General features: G+C 69.8%; 9 protein-coding genes. 5 read left to right on the top strand and 4 right to left on the bottom strand.

All coding sequences use genetic code 11. The features are described 5' to 3' along the window. The first annotated feature begins 133 nt into the window (after positions 1-133). The 5 genes from QM582_RS08400 to hemW all read left to right on the top strand — a co-directional run bounded on the left by QM582_RS08400 (position 134) and on the right by hemW (position 5,602). A complete protein-coding gene (locus QM582_RS08400) occupies positions 134-1,033 on the top strand; it encodes a carbohydrate ABC transporter permease (protein WP_415083477.1) in 900 nt (299 codons plus the stop codon). Continuing rightward, positions 1,020-1,886 (top strand): carbohydrate ABC transporter permease, encoded by an 867-nt coding sequence (locus QM582_RS08395; protein WP_415083476.1) that lies wholly within the window; start codon positions 1,020-1,022, stop codon positions 1,884-1,886. Before QM582_RS08400 ends, QM582_RS08395 begins: the two co-directional genes overlap by 14 nt. A 74-nt stretch (positions 1,887-1,960) precedes the next feature. Further along, positions 1,961-3,319, top strand: a complete 1,359-nt coding sequence (locus tag QM582_RS08390; RefSeq protein WP_415083474.1) for an ABC transporter substrate-binding protein — start codon at positions 1,961-1,963, stop codon at positions 3,317-3,319. 214 nt (positions 3,320-3,533) lie between these two features. After that, positions 3,534-4,337, top strand: coding sequence for an S-methyl-5'-thioadenosine phosphorylase (locus QM582_RS08385; RefSeq protein ID WP_415083473.1), 804 nt, complete (start codon positions 3,534-3,536; stop codon positions 4,335-4,337). Next, complete coding sequence (gene hemW, locus QM582_RS08380; RefSeq protein WP_415083472.1) at positions 4,337-5,602, top strand: radical SAM family heme chaperone HemW; 1,266 nt, start codon at positions 4,337-4,339, stop codon at positions 5,600-5,602. The genes QM582_RS08385 and hemW overlap by 1 nt, the downstream gene beginning before the upstream one ends. A 118-nt stretch (positions 5,603-5,720) precedes the next feature. Here hemW and QM582_RS08375 read toward each other — a convergent pair whose 3' ends face one another. From QM582_RS08375 to QM582_RS08360, 4 genes are all read right to left on the bottom strand, one after another. Then, positions 5,721-6,281, bottom strand: a complete 561-nt coding sequence (locus tag QM582_RS08375) for a C40 family peptidase (RefSeq protein ID WP_415083470.1) — start codon at positions 6,279-6,281, stop codon at positions 5,721-5,723. Positions 6,282-6,533: 252 nt separating this feature from the next. Next, a complete protein-coding gene (gene leuS / locus QM582_RS08370; protein ID WP_415083469.1) occupies positions 6,534-9,374 on the bottom strand; it encodes a leucine--tRNA ligase in 2,841 nt (946 codons plus the stop codon). A 368-nt stretch (positions 9,375-9,742) separates the two neighbouring features. Next, complete coding sequence (locus QM582_RS08365) at positions 9,743-10,351, bottom strand: hypothetical protein (RefSeq protein WP_415083467.1); 609 nt, start codon at positions 10,349-10,351, stop codon at positions 9,743-9,745. A 532-nt stretch (positions 10,352-10,883) separates the two neighbouring features. Next, on the bottom strand, positions 10,884-13,949 hold the full coding sequence (locus QM582_RS08360) for a glycoside hydrolase family 2 TIM barrel-domain containing protein (protein ID WP_415083465.1): 3,066 nt from the start codon (positions 13,947-13,949) through the stop codon (positions 10,884-10,886). Position 13,950 lies beyond the last annotated feature (1 nt).

The following is a 13,950-nucleotide window of genomic DNA, read 5'->3' as shown; positions in this document are numbered from 1 at the left end:
TATTTGGGGCTCGCTGAACTCAGCGAGCCCCAAATAGTTAGGCGAGCGCTGGGATGGGACGCCGGGCGGCACGGTGCGCGGCACCGGGCGCGGGGGGAGGGCGTTTCCGGTCGCAACTCACTAGGCTCCTGGTGTGTCCACGCTCCACGCGCCCCGGCCGTCCCGGCGGATGCGCCATGGCCGGCTGGCGGGCCTGTTGCTGGCCCCCAGTCTGTTCGGGCTGGCGGCGTTCCTGCTGTTCCCGATCCTGGTGGTGATCTGGCTGTCGCTGAACCGATGGGACCTGCTCACCCCGATGCGGTTCGTCGGCCTGGACAACTACCTCGACGTGCTGAGCGATCCGACCTTCGGCAATTCGATGCTGCGCACGGTGATCTTCGTCGCGTCGGTGATCCCGCTGCAGACCGCGCTCGGGCTGTTCCTGGCCGTCCTGCTCTCCCGCGGGCTGCCCGGCTCCGGCCTGTTCCGGGTGATCTACGTGATCCCGTGGATCTGCGCCCCGCTGGCGCTGGGCGTGGTGTGGAAGTGGATCCTGGCCCCCTACGACGGCGCACTGAACACCCTGTTCGGCATGGACGTGGAGTGGCTGACCAACCCCGCGCTGGCGATGCCCGCGGTGGCCGGGGTGACCATCTGGTCCCAGGTCGGCTACACCACCTTGTTCTTCGTGGCGGGGCTGGCGGCGATCCCCGAGCCGATCATCGAGGCGGCCCAGCTGGACGGCGCCGACGGCTGGCAGGTGTTCTGGCAGATCAAGCTGCCGCTGCTCGGGCCGACGCTGTTCTTCGTGCTGGTCACCGGTGTGATCTCGGCCTTCCAGGCGTTCGACCAGATCTATGCGCTGACCCCGCGCGGCGGTCCCGAGGGCACCACCGACGTGATCGCCAGCCGGATCTACCTGGAGGCGTTCCAGGGCGGCTTCAACCTGGGCCGGGCCTCGGTGATGGCCCTGGTGCTGTTCGTCATCCTGGTCGTCGTCACCCTGGTGCAGCAGCGCTACTTCGCGGGGAGGATCACCTATGACCTCAGCTGAACCCCGCGTCCGCCGCCGCCGGATCAGGCTCGGCAAGCCGGCAGCCGACGTGCTCAGCTACCTGGTGCTGATCGGCTCCGCGCTGCTCACCCTGGGCCCGTTCGCGCTCAGCTTCATGACCGCCTTCAAGTCTCCGGCGCAATTCGCCTCGGAGCCGGCGCTGACCCTGCCCGACCCGGTGACGACGGAGAACTTCACCACCCTGTTCGGCGGCGACTACGGCTTCGTCTCGCCGATCGCGGTGACCGCGCAGCTGGTCGTGGTGGTCCTGGTCGGTCAGCTCGCCTTTTCGATCATGGCCGCCTACGCCTTCGCGAAGCTGCGGTTCCGGGGCCGCGACGGCCTGTTCTGGCTGTATCTCGCGACCTTGATGATCCCGCAGGTGGTGATCGTCATCCCGCTCTACACGATGATGGTGCAGACCGGCCTGCGGAACACCTTCTGGGCGCTGGTGCTGCCGTTCCTGTTCGGATCGCCGTACGCGGTGTTCCTGCTCCGCGAGCACTTCCGCAGCATTCCCGACGACCTGATCGACGCGGCCCGGATCGACGGCGCCGGCGACTGGCGGATCCTGTGGCAGATCGTCGCCCCGATGTCGCGCGGCATCATCTCCACGCTCGGCATCATCACCGTGGTGACCCATTGGAACAACTTCATGTGGCCGTTGATCATCACCACCGGACGCGACTGGCAGGTGATCACCGTCGCCACCGCCAACCTGCAGAGCCAGTACAACGCCAACTGGACGCTGGTGATGGCGGCCACCACGGTCGCGATGGCGCCGTTGCTGGTGCTCTTCGCGATCTTCCAACGCACCATCGTCAGTTCGATCTCGCTGACCGGCTTCAAGTGAGACCGGAGGGTCGACCACGAACTGTCGGGGGCGAATGATGTGATGATTGACGCAACCAACTCGAGGAGGATCCTGTGAGATCGGCACACCCGCTGGGACGCCGCACGTTCGTGACCGCGATGGCGGCCGCGGTGGCATTGGGCGCGGCCGGCTGCTCGCCCGCCCAGCAGCAGAGCCAGCCCAGCGCATCGACCGGCGCGACCACCACCGTCACCGTCCGGCTCTGGGACGAACAGGTGAAGAAGGCCTATGACGCCTCCTTCGCCGAGTTCACCAAGCAGAACCCGAGCATCACGGTGAAGACCGTGCTGGTGCCGTGGGCGAACTACTGGGACAAGCTGCGCACCGACGTCGGTGGCGACAACGCCGACGACATCTTCATGATGAACAGCTCCTACCTGCAGCCCTACGTGACCTCGGGTGCGCTGATGGAGATCGGCAGCGACTTCGACGCCCAGAAGAGCGACTGGGTGCCGGCCGCGGTGGAGCAGTACACCCGCAACGGCAAGCTGTGGGGCGTCCCGCAGCTCACCGACGGCGGCATCGCGGTCTACTACAACAAGAAGCTGCTGGACGCCGCGGGCGTCACCCCCGAGCAGCTCAGCGGCCTGACCTGGGCGCCCGGTGGCGGCAGCGCCGACACTCTGCTGCCGATCCTGAAGAAGCTCACCGTCGACGCGGCCGGCAAGCGCGGCGACGAGAGCGGCTTCAACGGCTCCATGCCCAAGCAGTGGGGCTACTCGGCCGCCCAGGACCTGCAGGGCATCTACTACAACTTCGTCGGCTCCAACGGCGGCCAGTTCCAGAACTCCGACGGGAAGTTCGTGTTCTCCTCGCCGGAGTCCACCGCGGCCTTCCAGTACATCGTCGACCTGATCAACAAGTACAAGGTGTCGCCGGCGGCGTCCAACACCAACGACAACGGCGACTTCACCAAGGACCAGTTCCTGCAGGGCAAGATCGCGCTGTTCCAGTCCGGCGTCTACAACCTGAAGAACGTCTCCGACGGCGCCAAATTCGACTGGGGGATCGCGCCGCTGCCGGCCGGCCCCAAGGGTGCGGTCTCGGTGGTGAACTCGGTGATCGTCTCGGGCAACGCGAAGTCGAAGAACCCCGACGCCACCAAGAAGGTGCTGCAGTGGATGGGCTCCGCCGACGGTGCCAAGTTCATCGGCTCCACCGGAGCGGCGATGCCGGCCGTGATCAGCGCGCAGCCGGCCTTCAACGAGTTCTGGAAGAGCAAGAACGTCGATCCGTCGCAGTTCGCCGCACAGGGCAAGCTGGCCTCCATCCCGGCCCCGTCGGGTGAGAACTACGGCGCGGCCTTCAACGCCTGGAAGCCGACCTTCGACGAGATCTTCCTGGGCCGGACGCCGGTCGCGGACGGTCTGAAGAAGGCCGAAGCGGCCGCCAACAAGGCCAACGGCTCGTAGCCTCCGGCTCGAACAAACCTGGACGCGTCGGCCGGATCGGCCGGCGCGTCCGTTCGTTGGGCCCTGTTCCGTCGTCTCGCTCAGCTGGGACGGTGGGGACGGTTCCTTTCGTCCCATTCGGCGTCGGGTGGGACGGTGGGGACGGTTCCTTTCGTCCCATTCGGCACGGTGGATGCGGCGGCGTCCGCATCGGGAGGCTCCGTAGAGTGTCTCCGTGCGTGCAGACATCGGGATCATCGGCGGCTCCGGCTTCTACGACTTCTTCACCGACGCGGAGAACGTCACGGTGGACACGCCGTTCGGTGAACCGAGCGCCCCTGTCGCGATCGGTGAGGTGGCCGGACGCCGGGTCGCCTTCCTGCCCCGGCACGGCATCCGGCACCAATACCCGCCGCACCGGGTGAATTACCGGGCCAATCTGTGGGCGCTGCGTTCGGTCGGCGTCCGTCAGGTGCTGGCCCCCTGCGCAGTCGGCGGCCTCAAGGCCGAGTTGGCGCCGGGCACCTTCGTCGTCCCCGACCAGGTGGTGGATCGCACCTGGGGACGCGAGCACACCGTCTGGGACGCCGTCGGCCCGGTGGTGCACGCCTCGTTCGCCGACCCGTACTGCCCGCGCGGCCGGACCGCACTGCTCGGCGCCGGCGAACCCGCGGTGGACGGCGGCACCCTGGTGGTGATCAACGGCCCGCGGTTCTCCTCCCGCGCCGAATCGCAGTGGCACGCCGCGGCCGGCTGGTCGGTGGTCGGGATGACCGGGATGCCGGAGGCGTCTATCGCCCGCGAACTGGCGATGTGCCTCAGCACGGTCTGCATGGTCACCGATTCCGACGCCGGGGTCGAGGGGGAGGGCGTCTCGCACGCCGAGGTGCTGCGGGTGTTCGCCGGCAACATCGAACGGCTGAAGGCGATGCTGGTCCGGGTGATCGGCGCGCTGCCCGAGTCCGAGGCCGACGAGGTGGCGACCTGCGCCTGCCGCCGGGTGCTGGACGGGCTGCCGCTGCCGTTCGAGCTGCCCTGATGCCGTCCGCGCTCCCTGACGGCGATCCGGCGCCCGCGGACGGGTCGCTGCCGGCGTCCGCCCTCGCCGAACTGGGCGACGGCCCGGTCTCGCTCTACCTGCACGTGCCGTTCTGCGCCACCCGGTGCGGCTACTGCGACTTCAACACCTACACCGCCGCCGAGCTGGGCTCAGCCCCGGGCTCGTCCCGGCAGGCCTTCCTGGACGCCGCTCGCGCCGAGGTGGCGCTGGCGGCGCGGGTGCTGGGGGAGCGTCCGATCGCCACCGTCTTCGTCGGCGGCGGCACCCCGACGCTGCTGGACGCCGCCGAGCTGGTCGGCCTGCTGGACGCCGTCCGGCAGCATTTCCCCTTGCCGGACGACGCCGAGGTGACCACCGAGTGCAACCCGGAGTCGGTGGACGCCGGCTACCTGGACGCCCTGGTCGCCGGCGGGTTCAACCGGATCTCGTTCGGCATGCAGTCCGCGGCGCCGCAGGTGCTGCGGGTGCTGGAACGCAGCCACACCCCGGGACGGGTCGCCGACGTGGTCGGCTGGGCACGGGCGTCCGGCTTCGGCTCGGTCAGCCTCGACCTGATCTACGGGACGCCGGGGGAGTCGCTGGCGGACTGGCGGGCCTCCCTCGAAACCGCCCTCGGCAACGATCCCGATCACATCTCGGCGTACGCGCTGATCATCGAGGACGGCACCCGACTGGCGGCGCAGATCCGGCGCGGCCAGGTGCCGGCGCCCGACGACGACGACCAGGCCGACAAGTACCTGCTCGCCGACGAGCTGCTGGGGGCGTCCGGCATGGCCTGGTACGAGCTGAGCAACTGGAGCCGGCCGGGCCACGAGTGCCGGCACAACCTGGCCTACTGGCGCGGCGCGCCGTGGTGGGGGATCGGCCCGGGGGCGCATTCGCACGTGGGCGGCGTCCGGTGGTGGAACGTGAAGCACCCGCGCCGCTACAGCGCCGCGCTACAGGAGGGACAGAGTCCGGCCGCCGCCCGGGAGGTGCTGCCGGCTGAGGACCGCCGGGTCGAGCGGGTGCTGCTGGAGTCGCGGCTGGTCGAGGGCCTGGACCTGGAGGTGCTCACCGCGTCCGAACGGGCTCGGGTGCCGGAGCTGGTGGCCCGCGGATTGGTGGTCGAGACCGACGAACCTGCGGGACTCCGGTCGAGTAGGTCTGGACCCCTCTCCGCCGCCGAGGCCGGGCAGCGGTTGCGGCTCACCCTGCGCGGACGGCTGCTGGCGGACGCCGTCGTCCGCGACCTGCTCGACTGATCGCTTCCGGCGGACACGAAGCCCCGGCCGGTCGAGGTCCGGACCGATCGCGGGCGCGTGGATCGGTTCGTCGGACGCTCAACCGGCCGGGGCTTCGCGGCACCGGCGGTGGGGTCGGTCAGCGGATGACGCGGCGTGCCGAGTGGTAGTGGCCGTACTTCTTCAGGCTGGAGATCTCGAGGTCGTCGCGGGTGTTGCGGGCGTGCACGATCTTGCCGTCGCCGATGTAGAGCCCGACGTGGTGCACGGGGCTGTAGAAGAAGACCAGGTCGCCGGGCTTCAGGTTCTTCTTGGCCACCTTCACGCCCTTCGTGGACTGGGCGCGGGAGGAATGCGGCAGCTTGATGCCGATCTTCTTGAACGACCAGACCATGAAGCCGGAGCAGTCGAATTTGTTCGGGCCGGAGGCGCCCCACTTGTACTGGCCGTTCTTGACCTTCGACTTGGCCGCCTTGATCACGGTGTTGGCCTTGGCGCGCAGCTTGTCGGCCTTGCTGGGAGCGACCGGGTCGGGGTTCACGCTCTCCGGCTTGGTGGCGGCCGGAGCGGGGGCGGTCTCGGTGGTTGCCGGCGGCGGGGTCTCCTCGGCGAACGCGGGCAGCGCCGCGGGTGCGATGGTGAGCACCAGCGAGGTGCTGACGGCGAGCGTCGTGGAGAGTGCGAACCTGCGACCAAACATGAGGATCCTCCCGGGATCAGGCGAACGAGCTGGCTCCGAACTGAGAACCAAGTGAGCAAAGCCTGAGATCAAGCTGAGAAGACAGTAAACCAGCTCTGGCCGGATAGCAAACCAGGCTTCATCTCACGGTCCCGCCAGGGACGCCGGATGAGGCGTCCGCGCTTGTCGGACAGCACAATGCCCGGCTCCGGAGACCTTCCCGGTGAAGGGGAAGGACACCGAAGCCGGGCATGGCGGCCCGACGGCCGAGGTTCAGGCGGGCACCACGTTGACCAGCTTGGGCGCCCGGACGATCACCGTGCGCACCCCGTTCGGTGTCTCCTCGACGATCCGCGGCAGCGCCAGCGCCTGGGCGCGCAGGGCGTCCTCGGCGATGTCGGCGGGCACCTCCAGCCGGGCCCGCACCTTGCCCTTCACCTGCACCACGCAGGTGACCGTGTCGTCGGTGATCAGCGACTGGTCGGCGACCGGGAACGGCTCGAAGGCCAGCGAGTCGGCATGACCCAGCCGCGACCACAGCTCCTCGGCGATGTGCGGGGTCAGCGGCGCCACCATCAGCAGCATCGGCTCGATCGCCTCGCGCGGGACGGCGTCCAGCTTGGTCAGCACGTTGTTGTACTCGGTCAGCCGGGCGATCGCGGTGTTGAACGACAACCCCTCATAGTCCCTTGTCACAGCATCAATAGTCTTGTGCAGCGCCCGCTTCGTGGCGTCGTCCATCGCGGTGTCGACGACCCGTACCTCACCGGTGACCTCGTCGATCGCGTTGCGCCACAACCGCTGCAGGAACCGCTGCGAGCCGACCACGGCCCGGGTCTCCCACGGCTTCGACTGATCCAGCGGACCCATGCCCATCTCGTAGATCCGGAAGGTGTCGGCGCCGTAGGAGTCGTACATATCGTCGGGAGTGACGATGTTCTTCAGCGATTTGCCCATCTTGCCGTACTCCCGGAAGACCTCCTCCCCGTGCCAGGCGTAGCTGATCTCGCCGTCGGCGCCGGCGATCTCCTCGACCTCGTCGGCCGGCACGGTCTGCCCGCGGGCGTCCCGGTAGGCGTAGGCCTGGATGTAGCCCTGGTTGTACAGCCGGCGGAACGGCTCGGCCGAGCTGACCTGGCCCAGGTCGAACAGCACCTTGTGCCAGAACCGTGCGTACAGCAGGTGCAGCACGGCATGCTCGACGCCGCCCACGTACAGGTCGACCCCGCCGACGTCGGACGCGTCCCGCGGCCCCATCCAGTAGCGCTCCACGTCCGCGTCGATGAACCGGTCGTGGTTGGCCGGATCCAGGTAGCGGATCTCGTACCAGCAGGAGCCGGCCCACTGCGGCATCACGTTCAGCTCGCGTCGGTAGGTCTTCGGTCCGTCGCCCAGGTCCAGCTCGACCTCGGCCCAGTCGGCGACCCGGCCCAGCGGCGGCACCGGCTCCGACGTCGAGTCGTCCGGATCCAGTGCCTGCGGGCTGTAGTCGTCGATCTCGGGCAGCTCCACCGGCAGCATCGACTCGGGCAGCGCGATCGCGTGACCCGATTCGTCGTAGACGATCGGGAACGGTTCACCCCAGTACCGCTGCCGGCTGAACAGCCAGTCCCGCAGCTTGTAGGTGACGGTTTCGACGCCGTTGCCCTTCGCGGTCAGCCACTCGATCATGGCCCGCTTGGCGGCGGCCATGTCCAGCCCGTTCAGTGAGATCTCGTCGTTGGCCGAGTTGATCGTCGGGCCGTCGCCGGTGAACGCGGTGTCCTCGTCGTGGTCGGCGGGCGGCTGCACGGTGCGGATGATCGGCAGCTCGTAGGCCTTGGCGAAGTCCCAGTCGCGCTCGTCCTCGGCCGGCACCGCCATGATCGCGCCGGTGCCGTAGCCCATCAGCACGTAGTCGGCGATGAAGATCGGGATCCGCCGGCCGTCCACCGGGTTGACCGCGAACGCGCCGGTGAAGACACCCGACTTGTCCTTGTTCTCCTGGCGCTCCAGGTCGGTCTTGCGGGCCGCCGCCTCCCGGTAGGCGGTGACCGCCTCCGAGGGGGACGCCGCGCCGCCCGTCCAGGCGGGGTTGGTGCCTTCCGGCCAGGCGTTCTCGCCCGGCGTGATGGCGTCGACGATCGGATGCTCGGGGGCCAGCACCATGAAGGTGGCGCCGAACAGGGTGTCCGGACGGGTGGTGAACACCGCGATCGCGGCCTCGTGGCCGTCCACGCCGAAGGTCACCGAGGCGCCGGTGGAGCGTCCGATCCAGTTGCGCTGCATCGCCTTGACCTTGTCCGGCCAGTCCAGCCGGTCCAGGTCGGCCAGCAGCCGGTCGGCGTAGGCGGTGATCCGCATCATCCACTGCTTCATGTTCCGCTTGAACACCGGGAAGTTGCCGATGTCGGAGCGGCCCTCGGCGGTGACCTCCTCGTTGGCCAGCACCGTGCCCAGCCCGGGGCACCAGTTGACCGGAGCCTCGGAGACGTAGGCCAGCCGGTAGGAGTCGACGATGGTGGCGCGCTCGGCGGCGTCCAGTTCGGCCCAGGGCCGGTCGGACGGGGTCGGACGCGCGCCCGACTCGAACTCGGCGATCAGCTCGGTGATCGGACGCGCCTTGTCGGCGTCGGTGTCGTACCAGGCGTTGAACACCTGCAGGAAGATCCACTGCGTCCAGCGGTAGAACTCCACGTCGGTGGTGGCGACGCTGCGCCGGTCGTCGTGGGCCAGGCCCAGTCGACGCAACTGGCGGCGCATATTGGCGATATTGGCCTCGGTGGTGACGCGGGGGTGCTGGCCGGTCTGCACCGCGTACTGCTCGGCGGGCAGGCCGAAGGCGTCGTAGCCCAGGGCGTGCAGCACGTTGCGGCCGCGCATCCGCTGGTAGCGGGCCCAGGTGTCGGTGCCGATGTAGCCCAGCGGGTGCCCGACGTGCAGGCCCGCGCCGCTGGGGTAGGGGAACATGTCCAGCACGAACAGCTTCTCGCGGCCGCCGACCTGCTCCGGCTCGGCCCACACCCCGGCCGGGTTCGGGGCGTGGAAGGTGCCCTCCGCCTCCCAACGGTCCTGCCAGGCGGTCTCGATCTGCCCGGCCAACTCGGCGGTGTAGCGGTACGGAGTCTCGCTCATCTCATCCTTCTTATCGTTCTGCTTCGGACATGAAAAAGCCCCTCACGCAGGGAGGGGCGCCGCGATGACGGAGTAGTCAGCGCGGCTGGCGAAGCAGAAGTCGGCGTGCCACGGGGCGATTGTACCGCAGTTGGCCCGGATGGCACCCGGTGGGTGCGTGTGCCGCCGGCGTCCGTACTGGGGCGTCCTCGTGGCAGGGAGCTGCAGCTATGCGTCACAGCGGCAGCTACGTCGTGGTCGGGGGACGGCGGGGGATGGTCGCGGCACGGGGTCAGTGGATCCGGAAGCGCAGTGTTCGGGACGGCGGCGGGCCTTGGCCCTTGGCCCTTGGGTCGCGGCGAGTCGGCGTCCGGTCTGCGCTCGGCGCGTCACCGATAAGGCGGCGCCAGTTCCCTCGGCATGCAGACGTTGCCGACCTCGCTCCTGGAATACTGCGAGAACTGCTGGCGGCACCAGTTCGATATTGCGGCGGAACTGGTCAGGCCCGGGTCGGCGATCGTCACCCAGATCGTCCGGGATGAGCCGCGTTGCCGTCCGAAATCGGTGGCCCGGAGCAGATAGACATTCACCCCGGCATTGCCGAAGCGTGCCCGCAATTGCTGGTGCTCGGCCAAGATGTCGGTGAGATGGAAGGTGTGGCCACCGCCGACGGCCACCTGGGTCTTGTCGACGACGCCGTCGTATTTGCTGGACAGCTGGGCGATCCAGCGTCCGTCCAGTGACAATCCGGGCCGATCGGCGGCGCGCTGTGCGGCGAGTTGTTTGCCGGCCTGCTGCTGTTTCGAGGCCGGGGAGGTAGAGCCGGTCGAGGGACGCGGGGAGCCGCTGGCCGAGGTGCTTTCCGCGGGGTTGGGCGCCGACTGGGTCACCGTGACGGTCGCCTGGGTGGTGGGGGTCGGCCCGGCTCCGGTGGCGGTGGCGCGGTAGATCAGGAATCCGCCGAGGATGCCGACCACCGCAACCACGGCGCCGATCACCCAGCCCAACCGCCGCGGACCCGACGGCTGTGGTTCCAGGGCCGGAGCGCCGGTCTGCCAGGGCGACGGCGGGGGCGGTGGCGGTGGATAGGGCGAGGATGCGGGTGCGGTGTGGAAGGGGCCCGGGGTGAATGCGGGGCCGGTGGCTGAACCGGCCGGCGGGTTGTCGAATCGCGTCGGGGGGTTCTCGAATCGGGTCGGCGGTACCGATGGGTCGAATCCGGCATTGCCGGGCGGCTCGAAAGCCGGGGGCGCGTCCGCGGGAGCCGGAGCGCCGCAGCCGCCACAGAATCGACCGAGGTTCTCTGTTCCGCAATGGGGACAACGTGCCATGGCCGGCCGACCTTTCTCTCGTCGGGACCTCCCATTAGTCGGCCAGAGCGTAGCATCCGCGGACGCCGGGGCCGGGTCGTTTGCAGATAGTCGTGGGCCCGACCGCACGAACCGTCCCCGAATGTGCGGGGACGGTTCGTGAACGGTCCGGGATGGTTCGTGAACGGCGGAACCGTCCCCGGCTCAGTGAACGCGGAGTTCAGCGAATGCGGAAACGCAGGGTTCGGGCTTCGGGTCGCAGGGCGTGCTCGGGCCAGACGTCCGGACCGCAGGCGCGGGAGCCCAGACCGTGCTGGGCGGCGTCCAGATAGAGGTACGTCGCGGCCGGGGTGGGCAGCTCGTGCGGGTGCGTCGCGGCGTCCAACTGCTGGCCGGTGTGCGGGGTGAGGGTGAACCCGGGCAGGCGTCCGGCGGTGTCCGGGACGGCGTCGAGCCGCAGCCGGTCGTCGGTGCCGGTGCGCAGGGTGAGCGATCGCAGATCGCTGCGATGGCCGGTCTCCTGCGGACGGGCGTACGGCACCGTCAGCTCGGCCAGCGAGGCGGAGAACCGGCCGACCAGTGCGGCGCGGCGGCTGTCCGGGTAGGACTCGTGGGGTCCGGTGCCGAACCAGGACGCCCCGTCCACCGTTGTCGGCAGGTCGAAACGGACGCCGAGCCGCGGCCAGACCAGCTCCCAGCCGGCGCTCGGTTCCAGTTCGATCCGCAACTCCAGGACGCCCTCGACCAGCGACCAGTGGACGTCGCTGAGCACGCTGAGCCGCGAGTTCGCCGGCGCCCAGCGGGTCAGCGTGCGCAGTTCGGACGCCGAACCGGTCCGGGAGACCACCCGGGGGGTGAGCCGGTCCAGCCCGGCGGCCCGCCACAGCACCTCCAGCGGCGGGGCGGGCTGCCCACGCCACGGCGGCGTCCAGGGGTCGCGTGCCAGCGAGGCGTCGGACGGGTCGTAGCTGCCGAAGCTGGCGCCCCGGTCGTTGTCGGTCGGGCCGCGCCACAGTTCCAGCCGCGGTCCGGACGCCGCCAGCCCGGCCAGCGACACCAGTTCGCCGGCGTCGAACTCGGCCGGTCCGAGACGGTCGGGCAGCTTCTCGCCCAGGCTCGGGGAGAACCGCCGCACCGGCCCGCGTGGGACGAAAGGAACCGTCCCCGGCGTCCCACTGGTAGTACCAGTGGGACGAAAGGAACCGTCCCCTCGTCCCACCTGCTGCTGGGCGGTGAGCAGCAGGTGCCCGGCCTTCGCCCACGCTGTGTCGGACGCCAGCACGGCCTCGACACTCAGCCAGAGCTCGCCCTCGCCGACGGCGGGGACCGGGGGGATCGCGACCCGGGCCGAACCACCGGCCGGGATCACCGGTACGTCCAGGTCGCCTGAACAGACGGCGACGCCGTCGAGTTCGGCACGCCAGCGGAACACCACGTCGGAGGAGTCGGCGCTGTGCCGCAGGCTGCTGATCTCGACATCGTTGCCGACGCGGACGCGGACGCGGAACGGGGCGGCCACCTGCTTGAACTCGTGCAGTGCCGGGGAGGGGGTGCCGTCGGAGAGCACCAGGCCGTCCATCACGAAGTTGCCGTCGTGGACGACCTCGCCGAAGTCGCCGCCGTAGCCGAAGAACTCCACGCCCTCAGCCGTCCGGGTGCGCAGGCCGTGGTCGCGCCACTCCCAGATGAAACCGCCGTGCAGCCGTGGATACTCCTCGAACAAGGCCTGATACTGGTCCAGGGCGCCCGGGCCGTTGCCCATCGCGTGGCCGTACTCGCAGAGCAGGAACGGCTTGCCGCGCTGCCGGGCCGACTCGGCGATCGAGCAGCCCAGCAGCGGTTCGAGCGCGTCGCGTCCGATCGAGCGCACCTCGGGCACCGGCGCGTACATCCGCGAGTACACGTCGGTGTAGCCACCGGTGTAGTCGCCCTCGTAGTGCACCGGACGTCCCGGGTCGCGCTCGTGCACCCAGGCCGCCATCGCGGCCAGGTTCGCACCCGTCCCCGACTCGTTCCCAAGCGACCACAGCACGATCGACGGGTGGTTCTTGTCCCGCTCGACGGTGCGCTCCATCCGGTCCAGCAGGGCCTCCCGCCAGGCCGGGTCGTCGCACGGATTACCGGCCCAGCCGCCCGGCTCGAAGCCGTGCGTCTCCAGGTCGCATTCGTCGATCACCCAGAAGCCGAGTTCGTCGCACAGGTCGAGCAGCCGCGGATGCGGGGGATAGTGGCTGGCGCGGATCGCGTTGACGTTGAACCGCTTCATCAGCGCCAGATCGTCGCGGGCCCACGCCTCGTCGAAGACCCGGCCGCGATCGGGATGGGTCTCGTGCCGGTTCACCCCGCGGAACACCACCCGGCTGCCGTTCACCAGGAACCGGTCGCCGTCGATGGCGACGCTGCGGAAGCCGAGCCGCAGCGACACGGTCTCACCGGCGCTGCTCACCGTGGCGTCGTAGAGCCGGGGCAACTCCGCCGACCACGGCTGCACCCCGTCCACCAGCACCGGGGCAACCTCGGACGCCGACGCCCAGACCGCCTCGACCCCCAGTTCCGGCACCCGCAGAGTCACCGGATAGGCGTCCTCGGACGCCACGATCTCCGGTGCGACCGAGCCGACGCCGTCGGCGTAACCGGTGCGCAGCCAGACGTCGTCCAGGCCGCCCTCGGGCCGAGCCAGCACGGTGACGTCGCGGAAGATGCCGGGCAGCCACCACTGGTCCTGGTCCTCCAGGTAGCTGGCCGCCGACCACTGATGCACCCGCACCACCAGCAGGTTCTCGCCCTCTCGGACGGCGTGCGTCACGTCGAACTCCTGGGCCAGCCGGCTGCCCGAGCCGACCCCGATCTCGACGCCGTTGAGCCACACCCGGTAACGCGACTCCACCCCGTCGAAGCGCAGCAGCACCGCCGCCGCGCCCGTGAAGGACGCCGGCAGCTCGAAGCGGCGCCGGTAGTCGCCGGTCGGGTTCTGGTCCGGCACGAACGGCGGGTCGATCGGGAACGGGAACTGCACATTGGTGTAGATCGGACGCCCGTAGCGTCCGTCGCCGTGCAGCACCCAGTGCGCCGGCACCGGCAACTCGTCCCAGCCGGAGTCGTCGAAGCTCTCGCCGGCGACGTCGTCCGGACCCTCGCCGGGCGGCAGCACCTCGAGCGCGCCGCCGGGTGCGCCGGGCAGCAGCCGGAACCGCCAGGCGCCGTTCAGGGACAGCTCGGGTGCGTCGCTGTGCAGCCGGGCACGGGCAGGGGCCCGGGTACCGGACCCGGGCCCCCGATCGATCAAG

Source organism: Micropruina sp. (assembly GCF_047607385.1).
Taxonomy (GTDB): Bacteria; Actinomycetota; Actinomycetes; order Propionibacteriales; family Propionibacteriaceae; genus Micropruina.
The sequence above is the reverse complement of the archived record's forward strand: the minus strand, read 5'-3'. Positions and strand labels throughout refer to the sequence as shown.